Origin of the sequence: Pseudozobellia sp. WGM2 (genome assembly GCF_017810075.1) — a bacterium.
Classification (GTDB): domain Bacteria; phylum Bacteroidota; class Bacteroidia; order Flavobacteriales; family Flavobacteriaceae; genus JADNYK01.
The window spans coordinates 74,125-94,227 of sequence record NZ_JADNYK010000010.1; the positions used below are offsets into that span (position 1 = coordinate 74,125).

The 20,103-nt window shown below is 37.5% G+C and carries 19 protein-coding genes and 1 tRNA gene; 7 read left to right on the forward strand and 13 right to left on the reverse strand.

Translation table 11 applies throughout. The annotated features are described in order from the left end of the window. Positions 1–2: 2 nt before the first annotated feature. Positions 3–1,271: an oligosaccharide flippase family protein gene (locus IV512_RS18345; RefSeq protein ID WP_209406023.1), complete on the reverse strand. Its 1,269-nt coding sequence runs from the start codon at positions 1,269–1,271 to the stop codon at positions 3–5. A 327-nt stretch (positions 1,272–1,598) separates the two neighbouring features. Here IV512_RS18345 and IV512_RS18350 point away from each other — a divergent pair, with 327 nt between their 5' ends. Then, a complete protein-coding gene (locus IV512_RS18350; RefSeq protein ID WP_209406025.1) occupies positions 1,599–3,656 on the forward strand; it encodes a lipopolysaccharide assembly protein LapB in 2,058 nt (685 codons plus the stop codon). A 158-nt stretch (positions 3,657–3,814) separates the two neighbouring features. On the opposite strand, the gene IV512_RS18355 is transcribed toward IV512_RS18350, so the two are convergent. From IV512_RS18355 to IV512_RS18385, 7 genes are all read right to left on the reverse strand, one after another. Next, complete coding sequence (locus IV512_RS18355) at positions 3,815–4,132, reverse strand: Hpt domain-containing protein (protein ID WP_209406027.1); 318 nt, start codon at positions 4,130–4,132, stop codon at positions 3,815–3,817. Next, positions 4,132–5,187: an ATP-binding protein gene (locus IV512_RS18360; RefSeq protein ID WP_209406029.1), complete on the reverse strand. Its 1,056-nt coding sequence runs from the start codon at positions 5,185–5,187 to the stop codon at positions 4,132–4,134. The genes IV512_RS18355 and IV512_RS18360 overlap by 1 nt, the downstream gene beginning before the upstream one ends. Further along, on the reverse strand, positions 5,187–6,320 hold the full coding sequence (locus IV512_RS18365; protein ID WP_209406031.1) for an FIST signal transduction protein: 1,134 nt from the start codon (positions 6,318–6,320) through the stop codon (positions 5,187–5,189). Before IV512_RS18365 ends, IV512_RS18360 begins: the two co-directional genes overlap by 1 nt. A gap of 10 nt (positions 6,321–6,330) precedes the next feature. Continuing rightward, positions 6,331–7,938: a PAS domain-containing sensor histidine kinase gene (locus tag IV512_RS18370; RefSeq protein ID WP_209406033.1), complete on the reverse strand. Its 1,608-nt coding sequence runs from the start codon at positions 7,936–7,938 to the stop codon at positions 6,331–6,333. Beyond that, on the reverse strand, positions 7,931–8,473 hold the full coding sequence (locus tag IV512_RS18375; protein ID WP_100869129.1) for a heme NO-binding domain-containing protein: 543 nt from the start codon (positions 8,471–8,473) through the stop codon (positions 7,931–7,933). Before IV512_RS18375 ends, IV512_RS18370 begins: the two co-directional genes overlap by 8 nt. 120 nt (positions 8,474–8,593) lie before the next feature. After that, entirely contained in the window at positions 8,594–8,995 is a 402-nt protein-coding gene (locus IV512_RS18380; RefSeq protein ID WP_100869128.1) for a response regulator, read from the reverse strand. A gap of 144 nt (positions 8,996–9,139) precedes the next feature. After that, complete coding sequence (locus IV512_RS18385) at positions 9,140–9,988, reverse strand: AraC family transcriptional regulator (RefSeq protein WP_209406035.1); 849 nt, start codon at positions 9,986–9,988, stop codon at positions 9,140–9,142. A gap of 136 nt (positions 9,989–10,124) precedes the next feature. Here IV512_RS18385 and IV512_RS18390 point away from each other — a divergent pair, with 136 nt between their 5' ends. The 4 genes from IV512_RS18390 (at position 10,125) to IV512_RS18405 (ending at position 14,813) form a co-directional block, all read left to right on the forward strand. Continuing rightward, entirely contained in the window at positions 10,125–11,036 is a 912-nt protein-coding gene (locus tag IV512_RS18390; RefSeq protein WP_209406037.1) for a dihydrodipicolinate synthase family protein, read from the forward strand. A gap of 15 nt (positions 11,037–11,051) precedes the next feature. After that, the gene (locus IV512_RS18395) at positions 11,052–12,542 is read left to right on the forward strand and encodes a sodium/solute symporter (RefSeq protein WP_209406039.1); all 1,491 of its coding nucleotides are present in this window, start codon (positions 11,052–11,054) and stop codon (positions 12,540–12,542) included. Between the two features lie 121 nt (positions 12,543–12,663). Beyond that, positions 12,664–13,179: a hypothetical protein gene (locus IV512_RS18400; protein ID WP_209406040.1), complete on the forward strand. Its 516-nt coding sequence runs from the start codon at positions 12,664–12,666 to the stop codon at positions 13,177–13,179. A gap of 182 nt (positions 13,180–13,361) precedes the next feature. Beyond that, positions 13,362–14,813 (forward strand): serine hydrolase domain-containing protein, encoded by a 1,452-nt coding sequence (locus IV512_RS18405; protein ID WP_209406042.1) that lies wholly within the window; start codon positions 13,362–13,364, stop codon positions 14,811–14,813. Between the two features lie 1,005 nt (positions 14,814–15,818). On the opposite strand, the gene IV512_RS18410 is transcribed toward IV512_RS18405, so the two are convergent. Then, a tRNA-Lys gene (locus IV512_RS18410) sits at positions 15,819–15,894 on the reverse strand. 138 nt (positions 15,895–16,032) lie between these two features. Here IV512_RS18410 and IV512_RS18415 point away from each other — a divergent pair. Further along, positions 16,033–16,545 carry a shikimate kinase gene (locus IV512_RS18415; protein ID WP_209406044.1) on the forward strand — a complete coding sequence of 171 codons (513 nt, stop codon included), beginning with the start codon at positions 16,033–16,035 and terminating at the stop codon, positions 16,543–16,545. On the opposite strand, the gene IV512_RS18420 is transcribed toward IV512_RS18415, so the two are convergent. Further along, positions 16,537–17,034 carry a phosphoribosyltransferase family protein gene (locus tag IV512_RS18420; protein ID WP_100869122.1) on the reverse strand — a complete coding sequence of 166 codons (498 nt, stop codon included), beginning with the start codon at positions 17,032–17,034 and terminating at the stop codon, positions 16,537–16,539. The genes IV512_RS18415 and IV512_RS18420 overlap by 9 nt on opposite strands. A 56-nt stretch (positions 17,035–17,090) precedes the next feature. Then, positions 17,091–17,492, reverse strand: a complete 402-nt coding sequence (locus IV512_RS18425) for an RNA-binding S4 domain-containing protein (RefSeq protein ID WP_209406046.1) — start codon at positions 17,490–17,492, stop codon at positions 17,091–17,093. Between the two features lie 83 nt (positions 17,493–17,575). On the opposite strand from IV512_RS18425, the gene IV512_RS18430 reads away from it, so the two are divergent. Continuing rightward, positions 17,576–18,430 (forward strand): FKBP-type peptidyl-prolyl cis-trans isomerase, encoded by an 855-nt coding sequence (locus IV512_RS18430; protein WP_209406047.1) that lies wholly within the window; start codon positions 17,576–17,578, stop codon positions 18,428–18,430. Between the two features lie 75 nt (positions 18,431–18,505). Here IV512_RS18430 and IV512_RS18435 read toward each other — a convergent pair whose 3' ends face one another. Together IV512_RS18435 and IV512_RS18440 are read right to left on the reverse strand one after the other, a co-directional pair. Further along, positions 18,506–19,096: a porin family protein gene (locus tag IV512_RS18435; RefSeq protein ID WP_209406049.1), complete on the reverse strand. Its 591-nt coding sequence runs from the start codon at positions 19,094–19,096 to the stop codon at positions 18,506–18,508. Positions 19,097–19,145: 49 nt separating this feature from the next. Then, the gene (locus tag IV512_RS18440; protein WP_209406051.1) at positions 19,146–20,099 is read right to left on the reverse strand and encodes a transketolase family protein; all 954 of its coding nucleotides are present in this window, start codon (positions 20,097–20,099) and stop codon (positions 19,146–19,148) included. Positions 20,100–20,103 lie beyond the last annotated feature (4 nt).

Consider the following 20,103-nt stretch of genomic DNA (forward strand, 5'->3'; position numbering starts at 1 on the left):
TGTTATTGTTCTGTGGATTGACTTTTAAATGTTTTGGCTTTAACTTCTTTTTTCAAAAAATAGATAATTTGAATTACGAGAAGAATGGCCATTGCAATAATTTGCATGTGTACCACGGTAGCCAAATTTTCATGAAATAGAGCTACCAATAGAATTTGCGATAAGCCAAGAACACCAGAGATGATTACGGGTATATAATGGTCTAGCGAAAGAAAGTAGTATGCGAATATATTAGAGATGGCAAACAAAGAAGTGGCCATTGCATACTGCCATAAAAGGCTCGACATCGAGAGATATGACTCACCGAACATAAGGGTAATTATAAGGTCGGGAAATAGGTAACAGGCTATGACAATGACAGCCGACAATATGCCAATATAGGTCACATATTTAAATAGAATCGGCGCGGTCGGTTCTCCATCTTTTTGTTTTTGTACCACTGCCGGTAATAATAACATGACGAACATCCATGCAACGAAATATACAACTCGACCAATTAATGCTAGAGAGGCATAAAGTCCTGCATCCATAGCGTCAAAATAGTGTTTGACCATAAGTACATCACTATTGTTGATAATAATCTGCGTAAGCTCATAGCAGGCAGTAAGTATAATAAAATTGGATACTTTCTTGGAGTTTTCGGTAGTCAGTTTTTCCGGAGAGCGAAATGAAAGCCCGTTTACATCAGAAGGTAATAGACCGAACAAAAAAGATAAGAATATACCAAAAGAGACAATAATACCGGGCTGCATATCGATGAACAATAGCAACAGTAAAGTAAGCAGCAATCTGCTCCACATTTCGGTTTGATAGGTAATCGAAAGTTTACCGAATTCTTGTCTGCCTTGATAAGCACCACGATTTACGCTCATGAAGAAATAGACAGGTATGCCTAACCCAAAAATAGTGAACATCCAGTGGCTTTCGGTATTGAATAATAGCTGTAGTTGTTTCGAGAAAATGATAATCAACAAGCCCACAATTAGGCCAATAAAGGCTGATTGCCTATAACTGTTCCTCCTGAAGCGTTCCCATTGCCCTCCCGAGAAAAGAACTGCAAATTTTGCGACCGCTAGTTGAAAGGTCATGCCCATAAAGGATAGTACCAATAATAAGGTAATCAATAAGGCTGCTTCTGAAAAGGCTACAGGGCCCAAATACCTACCTAACAAAAGATTATATAAATAATTACCTCCGTTAACTACCAGAACACTGAGCATGAACAGTTGTTCTTGAGATATTTTACGGATCATTAATCTAATGGCGGTCATAATGGCGGCTATTTAATATGGTTTGAAAGGTTAAAACAAAAATTTATCAACCTGCACATAGTATAGTAACGTAGTTTTTGTGAATTATTGTAAGATTTGTCTTATAAGATTGGTTCGCTGAGTTTAGTTTTGAGCTTAAAGATTTCCTAGGGAAAGCAATTTTGATAAATAGTGGTTTTAAAGTTATAGCACACGGGGGTTTAGAAGTATTATGTTTAAACGTTATAGCTTGCTGTTTTTTGCTTTTTTATTGTTTTTTGATAAGTCTTCAACATATTTCTTCGTTTTGTTCGTTGTTGTTTTGTAAATAAAACCCTACGAAAACAGATGAAGCAGTTTGCACTTATTTTATTATCATGTTTTACATATATTTCGCTGCTTGGTCAGACGGATATGACGGCGGGTTTTAAAATGTTGGAAAAAGGTAGTTTTGAAGAAGCAGAGCAATTTTTTGAAAGCTATCTTGAGGCAGACCCAGAAAATAAAACAGCCCGACTTTGCTATGGTAGGGCAGTGGGGCTAAGCGGAGACCCCAAGAAGGCAACCGCATTGTTTGGTTCTTTGAAAGATGTATACCCGAACGACTACGAGATAACCATTAATTATAACGAATCTTTTCTTTGGGATAAGCAATACGATACAGCGAAGCCCTTATATGAAGATTTGGTGGCTCAATACCCAAAAAAGTTCGGTGCACTTTTAGGCTATGCAAATACATTATCGAATCTCAAAGAATTTGATGAAGCTCTCATATGGGTAGATAAGGCAATTGAATTAGAACCAGAAAATCAAAGTGCCAAAACCTCAAAGAAGTATATTCGATTGGGTTATGCCAATAAATTTGTCAACGCCGAAAAATATTCACGTGCCGAAGAAATATTGAATAGCATATTTGAAGATTTTCCCGAAGACAAAGATGCCTTATTGAATATGGCTAATTTGTACTTGATTACGAAGTCGACCGATAAAGCTAAAAACGTGTATTGGCGATATGCCACAACGGGCAAAGATTCTATAACTGCGAGAAACGGTATTGCTTTAGCAGAGCATATCGCTGAAGATGATAAACAGGCTTTAAAAGTAGCTGCGACTGCAAAATCAATGGTAGCCGATTATGATGATACTGAACTTACTGAAAAGACGTACGATAGATATGTTCAGGCTCTAATATGGAACCGTAAATATGGTGAGGCCAAAAGGCAAATAGACAGTTTGGAAAGTGTTTATTCTGATAGAAATTGGGTCCGGGCCCTTAAGGCGACATTAGGCATGTACACGGCTAATTTTAAAATGAGTCTGAAAAATTATGATGCTATTTTACAAAAGGATGAAAAATCGTTCGATGGAAACTTAGGAAAAGCAAACGCCCTCTTTGCATCGGATAGAATTGTACCCGCCTATAAAGCTGCTTTTCAAACGCTTCGAGTTTTTAAAAATCAAAAGGATGCCCTCGGTTTTATTGAAAAATTGAATGGTATATATGCTCCGGTCGTGCAAGATCATGCGGCTTATACCTTTGATAACGGTAACAATGTGGCATTGTCAAATACTGTAAGTGCTCAACTACCCTTTTCGACCCGATTTAAAACATCTTTAAGTTATCAGTTTAGAACTACCGAAAATACCGTAACCTTAAATAAGGCTGATTCGCATGTGCTTCTGGCCGGCATTGATTATAAAATCGTACCCAATGTAAATATCAATGGCTCGTTCGGTATTAACAATAGTAGGTTTGAAAGCTCATACACCCAACCGGCCATAGATATAAAGTTGGTTACTAAACCTTTTAGATTGCAAAATTTAGAACTGGGGTACAAGCGTGAAATACAAAACTTTAATGCGGATCTAATCGAACGTGAAATCGTGATGAACCATTATGGTCTTAATTATAATCTAGGTACCAATTTTAATCTAGGCTGGTACACCCAGTTGATGCATACCCAGCAAACTGATGAAAATGTACGTAACCTCTTGTTCACCTCATTATATTATAGTCTGTTCAGAAAGCCAGCTGTAAAAATTGGCTTGAACTATCAATATATTACATTCGACGAGCAAGTGCCTACCATTTATTTTAGTCCTGAAGTGTATAGGGCGGGAGAGATATTTGCCGATATACGTGGAGATTTTTCTGAAAAAACAAAGTATATGGCCAGTGCGGCGACAGGTATTCAGAAAGTAGAAGAAGACCCCAAAACGGCAATTTTTAGGGCAGAGGTAGGGGTGTCACATCAGTTCAACAAAAGACTGAGCGCAAATCTGTACGGTAAGTACAGTAATATAGCATCTGCTACCGCTGCAGGTTTTGAGTTTACCGAAATGGGATTCAAAGTTAAATGGCTTTTTCTTAAAGAGCCTTTATTCTACGCCAAACTAGAGAAGTAATAAGTCCTTCAAAAGCGAAGTTCAAATTACACCTTCTTTTCTAGAAATTTTAAATCTATCTTTTATAGAGTCTGATTCGATTATGCCTTAAGAAGTGAAGATAAGCTTAAAGCTATTGACTGAAAGTCGTCGTTTTTGAAAGAGAGGGTTCTCTCGATTTACATTTTTTCGATATAGTCACCGACCATATCCAACACCGCTTTAAATTCCGGGGCTTTTACTGTCTTTTTCAATAACAGGTCAGCTTCATAGGCCTGAGCGAGATTGTACGATTCTTCTAAACCAAGTATATTGAACTTATGTTTGATTTTGTGTACAATTAGGGCTGTTTCCTTATAGCTGTCATTTTCTACGTGCTCAAAATATTCTTTATACTCAGCCGGAAATTCATCTTTTAAGATTGTGATAAATTGCTGTTCGAATTCAATATCGTCGCCTGCCAGTTGTTTGATATAATTTGTATTCGGTACTTCCATTATGAAGCTTTTTTAAGGGTGAAGTAAAATGTTGTTCCTTGATCAACTTTTGATTCTAGGCTTATGTCGCCCTCATAAAGATTGATTATTTTTTTTACCAGTGATAGCCCAATACCCGTAGCATTATTGTCATTGCTTAGTTTGCTGAACATATTAAAAATTTTCGATTGATGTTGGTCGGGAATTCCCTTTCCGTTATCTGAAATCGAAAAAGTATAAAAATAAGGGTTGCCCTGATACCCGATTTTAATGATACCGTTTTCAAGGTGCTCGGTAGCCGTTATAGCATTGGTAATTAGATTCGTGAACAATTGTTCTAGGCTATATTTTTGGCCATAAATTGAGGGGAGTTCTCCCGAATAATCAATGGTCACATTTTCTGGTACATAAATGGTGTTTTCGATTTCTTGTAGAAGATCAGAGATGTTGATTTTCACTTTTTCTTCTTCTAGAGATGAAACCGTAGCGTGTTTGAGTACACCGTCGATCAATCGATCCATTTTAGCCAGGTTCTGGGCAATAAGCTCTCCATTGGCTTTGCTATCTTCTGAAAACTTTTCTTTTTCTTCTTCTAATATCCACGTCATTAACGTACTGATGTTTCGAATCGGTGACTTAAGATCGTGCGAAACGATATGCGCATAATTGTTTAACGACTCGTTCTGCGATTCAAGCTCTTTCATTAACTTATTCTGCTCAGTGGTCATTTGAGATAATTGCTCTGCTTGCTCACCAATTTTATGGGCCAACTTCTCAACATCCAGTGTGGCATCATTTTCCCCTTTTTCAGGTATAAAGTGTGCATCGAGACTTTCCAATGCCTTTTCGAGCGAATCTATAATTTTCTTTTGCCGTTGTGCCTTGTCTTCTAATTCTCTATTGGCCTCATAAAGTTCTTTAGAGCTTATGGCCGTCGCCCTCTGAATCATACTGACCTTATCATCAAAATCAAGGTAAGATTTAGACACGGCCATGAAGAATGCCTCTAATTCGGTATTCTCCTTTAGTGATTCTGGAAGATATTTTCTTATTTGTCTTTCTAAAAGTGAATGCATTATTCGCTCAATAATGTTAAGGTCATTGTTTGATTGTGTAATTTACATTTTCCTTTGCCGGCAAAGGGTGCCATTTCACCGTAGGAGTAAAAACCGGTCACCGCTGCCTGTTCGCCAATAACATCTATAACCTCTTCAACTTCATCTTCAGTACGTTGATCCATAACCAACTTACGACCGATACAACTCACCAAAAGGGCGAGTTCAGTTTCTTTTTTTCTTAAAGCGACCGCTAATTTTGCAGCTTCCCGGGCACCATCGGCAATATCGTCGACGGTAGACATCATCAATTGAACAGATGAGCCTTCGGGAACATTGCCCGCTAAAGTCATAGAATTTTCTTTTTCGTCAATGCTCAAAATAGTTCTTACCAGCGGCTCGGAGCCGTCGTGAGAATCTACGTTTAAAGGATAGAACAAAGCTGATTTAGGTAAATCTTTGGCTTTGTCTCCTAAATATTGTTTGTATAGGTCAAGTGCCGGTTTGCCATCTAGTTCGTAAAGAACGTTCTCTACAGATTTTGTAGTGGTTCGCAACGGGCCAAAAACCGTCCACCCACCGAAATTGGCACTGGTGATCTCTAAACTTTCACCATATAAACCTATAGCGATAATCTCACCTTCTTTGGGGCTTGAATTATAAGAACATAAAGTTCTCTCAAAGCGGGCATCATCACCGCATAAGCCTCCTGATAAACCGATATCGATATTTTTTTCCATCTCGAGTCCGGTAATCAATGTACTGCCATTTACAGAACTGCCTTCTGATATTACGAACACATGTTTAAGGTTTTCTGTAGGAAACTCAGCAATTAATCTCTGCCCCAATAACTCATCATCACCATCAAAATCAGCAAGATTCTTACTTCTAATCAGAAAGTTACTTTTTTCAAATTCAATAGCAGTTAGTACTACGGAATTTTCGAAAACATTTTCATTGAGAATTTCGCCACTTGTAGATCCAAAAACGATATGCCCATCAGGAAATAACTCTAAAACTTCGTCGTAACAGTTTTCTTCTTCTAATAAAAATCGATTTCCAAAAACGAGTACCAAGGGCTGTTTTAAGGTTTGTTTGCCTGTTTTAAAGCTCCACTCCGATCCTTTTTCTTTTTTAGCTTGTACAATTTTCATTTTTATGCTTTTACTGTTCGTTTAGAACTGATTTTTTTAATGTAAATTGAAATTCAGTTCCTACACCGACTTCACTATCGACCCAAACCTCACCCTCGTAACGATCAACAATTTTCTTGACTATCGATAGACCAATACCTGTAGAGCGCTCTTTATTTCCTATAGACTGAAATATTTGAAATATTTTTTTGTGATACTCTTCCGGTATGCCTACACCATTATCTTCTATAATAAAATGATAATGTTCTTTGTTGTTTTTAAAATGTACTTGAACAAGCCCTACTTCTCTTTCGATATGGGCTACGGCATTACCGATTATATTTTGAAAAAGCTGTTGCATCTTGGTACGGTCAGCTTGTATTGTAGGTAATTTTTCAGGAACCTCTACAGTTACATGATCAGGTATAAAAATAGTTTCCTTGATTGTCGAAATTACTTCGTTCAAATCGACTTCACTACTTTTAAGTTGCGAGCTGTTGGCTGTTGAATATTCAAGAATACCTTGGATCAGCTTATCCATAGATTCTACTTTTTCTTGCATCAGCGAAAGTTGCTGTTGACCGGCCTCATCTAATTTATCGTGGTAGTCTTCTTTAATCCACGAGGCAAGGGCACTGATACTTCTCAAAGGAGATTTTAAGTCGTGCGAGACTATATGTGCGTATTCTTGTAAGTTTTTATTGCTCGATTCAAGTTCGGTAAGAAGCTCTTCCTTTTGATTTTCAAGTTCTTTTTCTTTGGTAATATCTTCTATTACAACTACTTGATACTCTATAGTGCCTTGTTCATCTCTTACCGCACTAATATTGGTCTTTGCTAAAAACGTACTACCATTTTTTCGAATGTATTCTTTGGTCAGTGAGACCGTATCTGAGCCGTTATCAAGACTATCAATGAACTCGTTACATTTATCTTCATCATAACAAACCGTGAGCTCTTGAAGTGAGAAATCTTTCAGTTCATTTTGAGAATACCCAAGTAAATTCGAAAAACTGGGGTTGGCCTTGGTAATTTTTCCATCGACCTTCAGGGCAATGCCCAAAGGAGAGTTATCGATAATAATACTGAGTTGTTTTCTCTGTTCAGAAAGTAAGGTCTTTATTTCAGTCTCTTGGCTAATATCGCGAATTATACCATGAGAACCGATTGGCTTACCCTCGGTATCATATATTAAACTACAATTGATCTGAATATATTTATGAGTCTTGTTCTTTACAACAATTTTGGCACGATAGTTTTTGAGCGAGCCTACTTCGATTAAAGTTTGAAAGGCCTGAAGTGTATAAGGTATATAGTCTGAATGCACCAATCGACCTACGTTAAGGTTCTCTTTTCTATGGTCGTAACCCAGAAAATCGATAGCAGAATCGTTCATGGTGATAACATTGTACTCCATGTCCATGATAACATAGGGGTCAATGATGTCCATAAAAGAATCGCTGAGGTCTGAGTGTTTCTTATTGATTAAATTCTCTAGCTTACTATTGGCAGCCTTTAGGTGACGGCTTACATCGTATAGTTCTTTAGATTTGGTCTCTAAGATTTTTTCAGCTTGTATACGGGCCAATTTCTGACGCTCTAGGGCCCTTTTTAATAAAGTAACTTCCTTACTATCCATTTTGAATAATGTCGAATTGTACCTCGGTACCATCTTCTTTAATTAAATTGTAAGAAACTTGAGCAGAACTGTTATAGTGCTCGAAGCATTTTTCGATTAGACCATGGGCCAATCTATAAAGCCCTCGAGAAGAGGAATATACCATAGATAATGAGTTGTCGGTCTTGTCCAATATCTTAAAAGTAGGTAGTTCAGCTTCGGGATAAATTTTTTGAACATGTACGTGAATATGGTCTTCGATAGAGTATAATAGACCCAAGGGATTGGTATAGCTCTTAATTACTTCAGGGTGTGCCTTACCAAGACTGGTGAAAAGGTAATGCCCGAAAGTGTAGATAAGGGTATCGGCATCAATTTTAACCGTGCTACTTAAATTGGTAATAAGGCTGACCATTTCATTAAACTCATAAGTGCCGATTGCCGTATAAATCCCATTAGATGGCAAGTCTGCATCTTCGATGATAGAGTCTACTACTTCGAGGCCAAATTTCTCTTCTACCATTTCGAGAAACTCGGTAAAAACAATTCCTTTCATTTTACACTAAATTTTAGAAATTAGAACTTTTGAACAGTTCCATTAATTTAGTATAAATGTAGGAAAATGCTTTCTTTTATAAAATAAATGTTGTGAATTGTAAGAAATGTGTTATAAACCTTATGCCTTAACAAGTTCGCTCACCTCCCAATACTGAATTACCTTGATAATTTTTTCTTCGTAATCTTCATATTTTAAGGGCTTTAAAATGTACCCGGCAATTCCGATTTTATAACATTCCAACAAATCTGCACGATTTTCAGATGTTGTGAGCATTATTGTAGGCAGATATTTATAATGATCATCCGCTTTTAAAATTTTAAGAAATTCTATGCCGCTCATACGGGGCATGTTCAGATCTAAAAGTATAATATCGGGTAATTGATTATCGGACCCCAAGACTTCTAACGCTTCTTCACCATTTTTTGCTTCGGTTATTTTGTGCTGTGCATTAAGTTTAGAAAGAGTACGTTTAAACTTCATGGTTTCAATCGCATCATCTTCTATGAAGAGAATATTCATGGTAAATAAGTATAGGTTACTTCCGTAAATATACAGAAAAGTTAGATTGCATTTTATCTTTTGTCTTACAGCAGTATCTGTAAAAAATGTTTCTAATTAATTTTAAAGGTGTTTTCAATAGGCAAAACAGTATGTTTTCTAACTTTACCTGAAATTTTTTCGATATTCAGAAGGTGTTTTGCCCATACTAGCCTTAAAGTAATGGTTAAAATTGGCCAGGTTGTTGTAACCGCTTTCAAAGCAAATTTGGGTAATCTGTTTATCGGTTTCGGCAAGAAGTTTGGCCGCGATACCTACGCGAACATTTTTTACATATTCCATAAAAGTTTGTCCTGTTTTTTTCTTGAAAAATCTACAAAATGAGCTAGGGGCCATATTTAATACGCTCGCAGCTTCTTCAAGTTTTACGCCGTCTTGTATCGACTGAAAAACATACTCATAAATTTTATTGATTTTCTCGACATTCTTAGAAAAGACCGAAGACCGGTTCACCGGTTTTGAAAGTACCTCCCATTCTTCGACTAGAAGAAGGTAATTGAACACTTTTAGTAGCCCAATAAAATATTCTAGTCCTTCTTTTACTGTGAGTGCTTGAAGTTCATGGTATATGGTATCGTTATTATCAGTTTTGAACCTGACACCTCTAGTGGCTTTTTTAAGCAGGTCTACTACCTTTTCGAGTTCCGGTATTTTAAAGAAATTCGAATCAACTATATTTTCTGAAAAATGGGTGACAATACATGTGGCCTTTTCATTTTCGTCGTTATCTACAAATTCCCAGCAGTGGGGCAATTCGGGGCCGAGTAAAACCAAATCGCCTTTCTCGAACTGAGAAATATTATCACCTACGATTCTTCTTCCTTCACCAGAAGTAATAAAGTTCAGTTCAAAATTTTTGTGGGAGTGTATTCGCGCATTGCGCGATAACGGTAGCTCCCTTGAAATAAAGGAGTGGTTATTCGGCACATAAATCTTTTCAATTACAAACTCCATTTTCGGTATTTTTAACTGTTTTGCTCAATATTACATAATTATGATATAATTAAAGTTAAAATAATATCAGATATATATAAAATAATGGTGGTGTTCTCTTAATATTTCAGTTTCTTTTGTTGGACATATATATTTTATGAATACTATTTTAAAAGGAGTGATTCCACCAATGGTAACTCCCCTTACTGCGGAAGGAGATTTAGATGTTAGCGGACTAGAACGGCTTATCGAGCATTTAATCGATGGCGGTGTTCACGGTATTTTTCTATTGGGTACCACGGGGGAAGCACCAAGTTTAAGTTTTGAGCTTAAAAAAGAGTTGATCAACAGGGCCTGTGAAATTATAGACAAAAGGGTTCAGGTACTTGTAGGTATAACCGATACAGTTTTTAAATCTAGCGTGATACTTAGCGAACATGCGCAAATAGCGGGTGCAGATGCAGTTGTGGTCGCCCCACCATTTTATTTTCCGATTTCGGAAAATGAAATGCACGATTATCTCGTAAGTTTGGTCGCCGAACTTACCTTGCCTTTTGTTCTCTATAATATGCCGAGCTGTACCAAAATGCACTTATCTATAAACTTTGTAGAGCAAGCGAAACAACTTGGGGCCATAGGGGTTAAAGACAGTTCAGGAGATTTAGATTATTTACTCTCTTTGATACAGACCTTCAGAAACGACTCTAATTTTTCCATTATTGCCGGCACGGAGTCTTTTTTAAGCAATACCGTTTCGAATGGTGGGCATGGGTCGGTTGCTGGTGGAGCCAATTTTCAACCTAAGTTATATGTAGATTTATACAATGCTGCACTGAATAATGATTTGGCTTTGGTCGAACAACTGAACAAAAAAGTGCAGTTTATTCAAGATTCGATTTATAGAGTGGGCATGTACAATTCTCGATTTGTAAAGGGAATCAAGTGTGCCCTTTCGGTACTGAATATTTGTGATGATTATATGGCGTTACCTTTACGACGGTTCGATGAAAAGCGTAGAAAGCTGATAGATGGTTATATTCGACAATTACAAGAAGATTCTATCAATTAGAAATATATAGCGATTATGAACTATCAGCTTGGTACGGTAGATACGGTCATCCTAATTTTATATGGCCTGGTGATGTTAGCCATGGGCATATATTTCATGCGAAAGACCAAAACTTCGCAAGAATTTATGGTAGCGGGTATGGGCATACCCTCTTGGGCAGCGGGTATAGCGGTTATGAGTGCCTATACCAGTAGTATTTCTTATATAGCCGTACCGGGAAAAGCTTTTGACGACAATTGGCACCCCATACTATTCGCCTTGACGGCGTTACCTGTGGCTTGGTTCGTAACGAAATACGTAATACCCCATTACCGAAAAAACAATATCATTTCCGTATACCAGTATCTTGAAGATAAAATAGGGGGCTGGGGGAGAATTTATGCTTCCTTTTCATTTGTTCTCTTCATGGTAGGTAGAACCGCGGTAATTCTCTATCTATCTTCACTGTTGCTAACCTCTTTTGTTGATGTCGATATTCGATTATTGATAGTTATTATCGGCATTCTCACGATTGCCTATACGTTGATGGGTGGTATGGAAGCCGTAATATGGACGGATGTATTGCAATCGGTTATAATGATTGGGGGATTGCTGTTCAGTGCTTATATTTTAACTACTGAAGTATTCTCTAAACCCGATTTTTTGATTCAAAATGCCTTCGATGCCAATAAGTTCAGTTTAGGAGATACTTCATTTTCTTTGAGTAGCCGTACGATATGGGTCATGATTATTTATGGGGTGACCGAAAATATCAGAAATTTGATGGCCGATCAAAACTATACCCAGAAATACAGTGCGGTGTCAAGCGAAAAGAAGGCAAAGAAATCGGTTTGGATCGCTATGTTGATTTACTTGCCCTTGACCGCTATTTTTCTATACATAGGCACGGCCATGTTCGCCTTTTATTCGGGTGGTGGTCATACCTTGGATCCTACTATTATTAGGGGTGATGAGGTTTTTCCGTTTTTTATTGCGACCGAACTGCCCGTAGGGCTCAAGGGATTGATTATAGCGGCCATATTGGCAGCGTCGATGAGCACCGTAGATTCAGCACTGAACTCATCGGCCACCGTACTCTACCTAGATTATTACAAGAAATTTTTTAAACCAGATGCTTCTGAAAAAAGTAGTATTGGCTTTTTAAGATTGATGACCGTTGTTTGGGGCATATTCGGGGTACTGTTCGGCCTATTGATGATCAACGCCAAAAGTGCGCTCGATATCTGGTGGCAAATCTCCGGTATATTTGGCGGGGGTATTCTAGGTCTATTTCTTCTGGCCATTTTCAATGTGAAACTAAAAAACTGGCAAGGCATGGTTTCGGTACTCTTCAGTATTCTCATAATTATTTGGGGAACATTTATGAGAAACCTACCGGGTGAATTTGCTTGGCTCGAATGTACCTTTGACCCAATAATTGTCGGGGCCATCGCAACTGCAGGCCTAATTGTATTGGCCCTTATGCTTGTAGTATTGAACGGTTTACAAAGTGCGGAGTCGAAATAACCGTGGTGATATTTATCTTTAAACGTAATCTCTATTTTTACTGTAATTACGCTTTTCCTTAAATATAGTTGTAAGAAAATCTTTATCTTGTTGGTGGTTCTTGTCATAGCCAAGATCAAAAATGTTGTATTTCAATTCGACTATTGAATTATTTCACAGTCGAGAAAACTTCTTAAGGAAAGATGAAAATAACTTTACTTTTAAACTGAAACAAAGTAGAAAATTCAATACTGCAAAGAATTTTGACATCGATTCTAAAAAGTTCTTGGTAGCAGTTCAAAGTGAGCTTCAAAAACGAAAGTTTGAGAATGAACAAAGTAATACAAACGTATTTTTTAGATATCTCCCTAGGTTTACAACGCATACGGGAGACAACAAAATTGAAGGGGCGAAAATTTTCAGAGAAGGTGTTATCGAGCTAAGAGAGTTTACAGACCATAAAATTGAAATCGTTAGCTATGTTAATTTGGGGCCACTAATTTTCATAACTACCTGCTTCGGTTTAGTTGTTTTTATCTTTGCTATATGTAGTTCAGAACTTAATCTGACAATGGGGCTTATTTTCATGTTCGGCATAAAAAACTTGAAGACAAGCATTTCCGATGTTATTGGAGATGCATTAAATAATGCATTCTAATTTGAGCTAAAAGATGTAAGATGCCGAATTGATTTCTTCGAAAATTGTCATATGAAATCTGATAAGTTGGGTACTTAAGAAAAGATAATTTTATATTATTAGCTTTTGGTTTTCAGAATTTTAGTGAAATGAAAATTTCTTTATTGCTATTTTGTAGGTAACTCGCACATAATTAATAGAAAATGAAATATACACCTTTAGCATTAGTACTTTTAATTCTTATTGGTGGGGGCAAGCCTTCCGAGAAACGAGCAGAAAAGAACGAAACGAAACAAGAAATTATAAATTTTCTATTCAAAGATTATATAGGGGAAAAACCGAGCGCAAGTTTCATTGTCATTAAAGATGGCCAAATTGAAGATTGTCAAAGTTTCGGCTATGCTGATTTAGAAAATAAAATTCGGGCCAATTGTAAAACAAATTATCGCCTTGGATCGGTAACAAAGCAGTTTACCGCCATGGGTATTTTGATTCTGATTGACCAGGGGAAATTAAAGTACGACTCAAGATTGACAGAAGTAATACCTGAGTTTCCCGAATACGGAAAAGAAATTACAATTAAAAACCTACTTACGCATCGGTCTGGCTTGCAAGAATATTCTAAACTATACCCCCATGATGCAGAAGAACAACTGGTTGATAAAATGGTTCTCGACCTTCTAGTGCAGCAAGACAGTCTTTTATTTCCGGCGAATTCCAAATTCAATTACAGTAATTCGGGCTATGCAGTTTTGGCCATGATTATAGAAAGGGTTTCGGGCAAATCTTTTAAAGAGTTTATGCATCAAGAAATCTTTGAAAAAACGGGTATGACGAATAGCACCGTTTATGTTAAAGGCCACCCGATCAAGAATCGTGCCTATGGGTACAAATTCAATGATACCATATATGAAAATAAAGACCAAAATTTATGGTCGGCCATTCAAGGCGATGGTGGTATTTACTCTTCCGTTACCGATTATGTGCAATGGGATAATAGTTTGTATAATAAAACACTGGTAAAATCAGACTTGATAAACGATGCTTTTTCCAATTGGAACGAAAAGGGAAAAACTGATGGAAAGGGCTATGGTTTTGGATGGCAGATTGATATAAAAAATGATAGAAAGTATGTGATGCATGGGGGTAGCACTACAGGTTTTTTAAATTATGCTTTGAGAATTCCTTCAGAGAAAATTACGGTAGTGATTTATACAAATACCACGGATTATGGGGGACTAGGCCGCAAAGCAAATTTCTTGGCAAGCTATTATTCAGAGGGTAAAATTCCTATACCCGCAGATGTACTGCTTGAAAAAGACATTGAAGAGAATGGAATTGGAAATAGTACGAAAAAATTTAATCAGCTAAAAGCTGATACTACAAAATACGATGTTGTAGAAAATGATCTGGTATCTCTCGGTTTTAGGTATATGAAAAATGAGCGTGAAAAGGCGCTTAGCCTATTTGAGTTGGTAAAAACAGAATATCCACATTATTTGGGAGGCTATTTTGGATTGGCACAATTCTATAAATCAGATGGAAATAAAGAAAAGGCAGTTGAATACTTTAAAAAAGTTACCGAGGTCGCAACAAGTGAGTATCAACGTCAAATTGATTATTCGAACAAAATGATAAAAGAATTGAGCGAATAATCGGTAGGACCGCGGATGACCTAAATATATCGGTTCGTTATGAAATTTAGAGAAATCAAAACTTTAAGCGAGAAGCAAAGGCTGGATGTTCTCGAGCTGCGGAACAATGAATACCCAAAGAAGATAGGTCTCTGTTTGTAGATTTTTTCACAGAAAAGGGAGGGTTTTTCCTTTAAATTACCGATCGGCTTCTACCTCAAAATACGAACGGATAAATCCGATGAATAAGAAAAATTTTAGCGTAATTAAAGTTATCTGAATATCAACTGAAAAATAATCACGCTAAGTATTTTGGTAGGTTCGTATTGCCTAGCAGAGGCAACGACCAATAGTTAATAATACACTATAATTAGACCTCTATTCTAGCTCGTAATTTATAGTTACATACAAGTCATTGTTTTTCAATCGATTAGTTGTTTTAGGTGTCTCGTTATTTATTATAACTTCTATTTACTACAACGTTTTCAACAATCATTGTTAATAACAAACGGGTATTTCTTAAAAACTTGACGAGATTAGAAAGAAACAATGGGTCGGGTTGGTTTAAATTAGCTCGCTGTAAATGCCTTATGAATAAACCAAACTAAAAAAATGCTCTTAATCACGTTATTTTTTAGCATTCTCTTCGTACTAGCCGTACTTTTTCTTTTATTTCTTCCCAAGACCAAACTAAGAGTAGATAATTCCCCAAATAATTACCGTTCTCGAGTAAAAAATACGCACTAGAAAGAAAGTAGTAGTAGCAAAACTTTAAAGAATATATAAGAGCTGCCTCGTTATTCTTCTTGCAGCCAATCTAAAAGGTTACCTTTTTATCGATAGAAAACCGTGGATATGGATAAACGAATATGCCTAACAGTGTTAATTTTAGAATACATGAGGAGCCAGTAATAAATACTACCTAGAGCAGGCAGGTTGCATAGGATATGAATATAATAATCAGCAACATTTTCTATAAAAGAAAAAACCTTGCTTTTCACAATGAATAGCAAGGTTTTTTTGTTTTGGTGACTTGGCTGGGGCTCGAACCCAGGACCCTCTCCTTAAAAGGGAGATGCTCTACCAACTGAGCTACCAAGTCAAATCGCTTTAGAAGTTTATGCCTTAGCGGCTGCAAATATAAGATCATTAATTAATTTGACAAGAACTTTTGAAGAGAAATTTAATTTTCTTTTTGAAATCAGCCATAATTGCCTGATTTTTACACAAAATGAAAATGATGAAAATAGTGCTTTTAGGCTATATGGGTAGTGGAAAATCTACAGTAGGTAAAATTCTTGCAGAAAAATTAAACGTTCTTTTTCTTGATTTAGATGACGTGATAGAAGAAGGGGAGCAAATGAAAATTCCGGAAATATTTAAGAATAGGGGAGAGCTTTATTTTCGAAAAAAAGAATTTCAATACCTAGATGAGGTTCTTGACCAAAATGATAAAATTGTACTTTCAACAGGGGGAGGCACCCCGTGTTATGGTAAAAACCTGGGGACTATCTTAAAGGCAACGGAGCATGTTTTTTACTTGAAAGTCTCGATACCGGGCCTAACGGCCCGACTTCTACAAGAAAAGGCAGTAAGGCCCTTAATACAGAAAATACCTAATGCAGAACTGCCCGAATTCATCGGTAAGCACCTTTTCGAGAGAAATGCTTATTACAATCAGGCAAATCATACTCTGACCTGTGATTATAAGACTCCTGAAGAAATTGCGGAAGAAATAATTCGGCTAGTCTAAGTAGACCACGTCATTTTTGGCTTGAAATTTCACATGTACGTGCTCTTGTAGAGAGGTAGAGAGCGAGATACCTTTAAAATCAGCCTTAACGGGGTATTTCTTATGGTTTCGATTAACGAGAACAGCTGTTTTAAGCCTTTTTAAGGGCGTTTTTAGAAAATGATGAACTCCGTAAATCAAAGTGGTTCCTGAGTTGAGTACATCATCTACCAACACCACGGCTTTGTTTTGGTACTCCTCTATGGTGAGGGAAGTTGTTACCCCACTTTTTAAAGGGTTGCCCTTATCCATATAAACCGTACAAAGGGTTATTTTGGCATCAGTAATTTTTTTAAGTACATCCTGAATTTTTTTGGCAAAATTGAGTCCGTCGCCATCAATACCGGCAATCACAATTTCTTCTTCTGCAACGTTCGTTTCATAGATTTGATAGGCAATGCGCTGAATTTTGTGCTGTATTTGCTGATGAGAAAGAATTTGATTGGCCATAAGTAACGGGTTTACATTTCAAATATAAAGAAGAAGCATTAATACGGGGTAATAATTTATATATCGTTCGAAGTGGGGTTGATGCCATCTTCAGGGTCATCGAGGTAATCTTCGATGTCGCGCCGATCTTTTTTGGTCGGTCGCCCGGTTCCTTTTTTACGGTAGTATTCTTTACTTTGTTTTAAAAGATTATTGTGTTCGAACGCTTCTTTTGGGGTGGTGTCTTTTCTATAGATGTCAACCAGCTTAGCCCCCACGCGGTTCTTAGGTACGTCTAAGACCGTCAATTGGTAATTGATCTGGTTTTTACGTAACATAATTTTATCCATGGGGTACACCTCCCGAGAAGGTTTTACAACTTGGTCGTTAACTTTTACTTGACCTTTTTTACAGGCTGTAGAGGCGATATTTCTAGTCTTGTAATATCTAGTGCTCCAAAGGTATTTGTCAATGCGCATAACTATTAAAAATCTTTGTTAAGTGCTTCCGCAAAAATAGGGGAAAATTGTATCTTGCCGCCCTTAAAGACAGATAGATGATAATGAACCGATTTGTAGTTCTTTTAGCCTTTGTGAGTGTTATATGGTCGTGTAGCGATGATGACGATGCTAGTGTAGCCATAGAGCCTGCCAGGCCACTTAGTGAAGTTTTGGTTGAAGACGAGGCTGAAATTCAAGAGTACCTTAGTACCCATTACTATAACTATGAGGAATTTGACAACCCATCCGACGATTTCGATTATAAAATCGATTTGATGGAAATACCTGAAGGCGATACAACGAATATCAAATCTTTGAGCGAGTTTGTGGAAACTATAGAAGTTGATGTACCATCACGTCATTTCTTTATTGAGGGTGAAGATGAAACTGTTGCCCATAAACTTTACTACGTAATAGCAAGGGAAGGCAAAGGTGAAACATTGACCGTAGCTGATTCTGCTTTTGCTAGATACGAAGGACAATTGTTATCTGGAGATATTTTTGATAATAGTAGAGAAAATTCACCTCAATGGTTCAATTTACCTACTTTGCAAACACCGGCTACATCAACTTTCTCAGGCACTCCAGCGAGAGGGTTCGCTGAGGGCATGAAATTGTTCAAAGGCGGCCTGCCGCCTGTCGATAATTCTGATGGAACATATGATGTAGAAGATTATGGGGTAGGATTTGTAATCTTTCCTTCTGGTTTGGGGTATTATAATAGCACCCAATCAATAATTGAAGCGTATAGCCCGATGATATTTAAAATGTACTTACTGGCTGTAGAGAATGAGACGGATCATGATGGAGATGGTAAATTATCGATTGATGAAGATACCAACGGTGATGGGTATCTGTATAATGACGATGCTGATGAAGATGGCCTTGTCGATTACCTAGATTCTGATACGAATTAAGGTATATTTTGAAGTTATACTAAAAAAACCAGACTTGACGGTCTGGTTTTTTTGTACATATATTATATGTGATTTCTATATCTTAAGCGATAAGCTAACGATTAACTGATCAGGTCTAGCATCAACCCTACTAGGGCCGAGGGTTGTAATATTATCATTGATAAAAGTGGCTTCGTTGTCGTTAAAACCTCTTTCATAACGAATATCAATACCCAGTTTACCGAAATTAAGTCCGGCACCTATATTGGCACCTACACTAAAATCATTTTCAATATCGTTGATACCGATACCATCAAATTCAGTATCAAGAATATATTGAAATGCGGGCCCTGCAAAAATATGTAACGGCCCTATTACCTTTACCCCCACTAGCATGGGGGCGTCAAGTTTGCTAATGTCAAACTTTTCACCTTGATAGTCTGATTTCGTCTTTGTGTATACAAGTTCTGGTCTAAAATAGATTCGGCTGACACCAACTCTGCCATATAGCCCGAAATGATAGCCGACATTTCTATCCGGTTCTCTTGCAGCATCACCGATAGATTCAAAGTAATCACCGTTGGCACTGTAGTTAAGTCCGGCCTTAATGCCGATTCCAGAATCGCTTTGTGAAAATGCAGCAATGCTTACCATAGCAAAAACTGCCGTAAGAAGTGTTTTTTTCATAGTTCTCGTTTTAAATACCGTGAATAGCGTATCAAAAACGATACCACTATCACTTTCTTTTCATCACCTTTAAAACGGCACTTTCGATAGCTTTATTATTTAGACCATACTTGTCCATCAACTGTTCAGGCGTGCCACTTTCGCCAAACGTATCTTGTGTGGCGATAAACTCTTGGGGCGTAGGGTGCTGATTTGCAAGCACTCTGGCTATACTTTCGCCCAATCCGCCTAAATAATTATGCTCTTCACAAGTAACCACACAGCCCGTTTTTTTAACGGACTTTAACACAGCTTCTTCATCTAAGGGCTTGATGGTGTGAATATTGATTACCTCTGCAGATACACCTTGTTCTTCTAAGCTTTCGGCAGCCTTTAGGGCTTCCCAAACTAAATGACCGGTCGCAATAATCGTTACATCGCTACCTTCGTTCAGCATTAGGGCTTTTCCTATTTCGAATTTCTGGTCTTCAGGAGTGAAGTTGGCGACTTTAGGTCGACCAAAACGTAAATATACTGGGCCCTCATAATCAGCAATAGCTAGTGTAGCGGCCTTTGTTTGGTTATAATCGCAGGGATTGATTACAGTCATGCCCGGTAGCATTTTCATAAGACCTATATCTTCAAGAATCTGGTGTGTCGCACCATCTTCACCCAAGGTGATTCCCGCATGCGAAGCACAGATTTTAACGTTCTTGTCAGAGTAGGCTATAGACTGGCGAATTTGGTCATATACTCGACCTGTAGCAAAGTTCGCGAAGGTACTGGCGAAAGGTATTTTACCCCCGATGGTCAGGCCGGCGGCGATACCCATCATATTCGCTTCGGCAATACCGATTTGAAAAAATCGCTCCGGATTTTCATCTATAAAAGGTTGAATTTTTAAAGAACCTACCAAGTCGGCACATAGGGCTACAACATTGGGGTTGGTTCTGCCCAATTCGGTCATGGCCGCACCGTAACCGCTTCTCGTATCGTTCTTACCTTGATCTGTATATTTTTTCATATTG

Bases quoted from the DNA above. Each gene is read 5' to 3' on its own strand.
- IV512_RS18345 (WP_209406023.1), bottom strand. From the start codon at position 1,271: ATGACCGCCATTAGATTAATGATCCGTAAAATATCTCAAGAACAACTG.
- IV512_RS18350 (WP_209406025.1), top strand. From the start codon at position 1,599: ATGAAGCAGTTTGCACTTATTTTATTATCATGTTTTACATATATTTCG.
- IV512_RS18355 (WP_209406027.1), bottom strand. From the start codon at position 4,132: ATGGAAGTACCGAATACAAATTATATCAAACAACTGGCAGGCGACGAT.
- IV512_RS18360 (WP_209406029.1), bottom strand. From the start codon at position 5,187: ATGCATTCACTTTTAGAAAGACAAATAAGAAAATATCTTCCAGAATCA.
- IV512_RS18365 (WP_209406031.1), bottom strand. From the start codon at position 6,320: ATGAAAATTGTACAAGCTAAAAAAGAAAAAGGATCGGAGTGGAGCTTT.
- IV512_RS18370 (WP_209406033.1), bottom strand. From the start codon at position 7,938: ATGGATAGTAAGGAAGTTACTTTATTAAAAAGGGCCCTAGAGCGTCAG.
- IV512_RS18375 (WP_100869129.1), bottom strand. From the start codon at position 8,473: ATGAAAGGAATTGTTTTTACCGAGTTTCTCGAAATGGTAGAAGAGAAA.
- IV512_RS18380 (WP_100869128.1), bottom strand. From the start codon at position 8,995: ATGAATATTCTCTTCATAGAAGATGATGCGATTGAAACCATGAAGTTT.
- IV512_RS18385 (WP_209406035.1), bottom strand. From the start codon at position 9,988: ATGGAGTTTGTAATTGAAAAGATTTATGTGCCGAATAACCACTCCTTT.
- IV512_RS18390 (WP_209406037.1), top strand. From the start codon at position 10,125: ATGAATACTATTTTAAAAGGAGTGATTCCACCAATGGTAACTCCCCTT.
- IV512_RS18395 (WP_209406039.1), top strand. From the start codon at position 11,052: ATGAACTATCAGCTTGGTACGGTAGATACGGTCATCCTAATTTTATAT.
- IV512_RS18400 (WP_209406040.1), top strand. From the start codon at position 12,664: ATGTTGTATTTCAATTCGACTATTGAATTATTTCACAGTCGAGAAAAC.
- IV512_RS18405 (WP_209406042.1), top strand. From the start codon at position 13,362: ATGAAATATACACCTTTAGCATTAGTACTTTTAATTCTTATTGGTGGG.
- IV512_RS18415 (WP_209406044.1), top strand. From the start codon at position 16,033: ATGAAAATAGTGCTTTTAGGCTATATGGGTAGTGGAAAATCTACAGTA.
- IV512_RS18420 (WP_100869122.1), bottom strand. From the start codon at position 17,034: ATGGCCAATCAAATTCTTTCTCATCAGCAAATACAGCACAAAATTCAG.
- IV512_RS18425 (WP_209406046.1), bottom strand. From the start codon at position 17,492: ATGCGCATTGACAAATACCTTTGGAGCACTAGATATTACAAGACTAGA.
- IV512_RS18430 (WP_209406047.1), top strand. From the start codon at position 17,576: ATGAACCGATTTGTAGTTCTTTTAGCCTTTGTGAGTGTTATATGGTCG.
- IV512_RS18435 (WP_209406049.1), bottom strand. From the start codon at position 19,096: ATGAAAAAAACACTTCTTACGGCAGTTTTTGCTATGGTAAGCATTGCT.
- IV512_RS18440 (WP_209406051.1), bottom strand. From the start codon at position 20,099: ATGAAAAAATATACAGATCAAGGTAAGAACGATACGAGAAGCGGTTAC.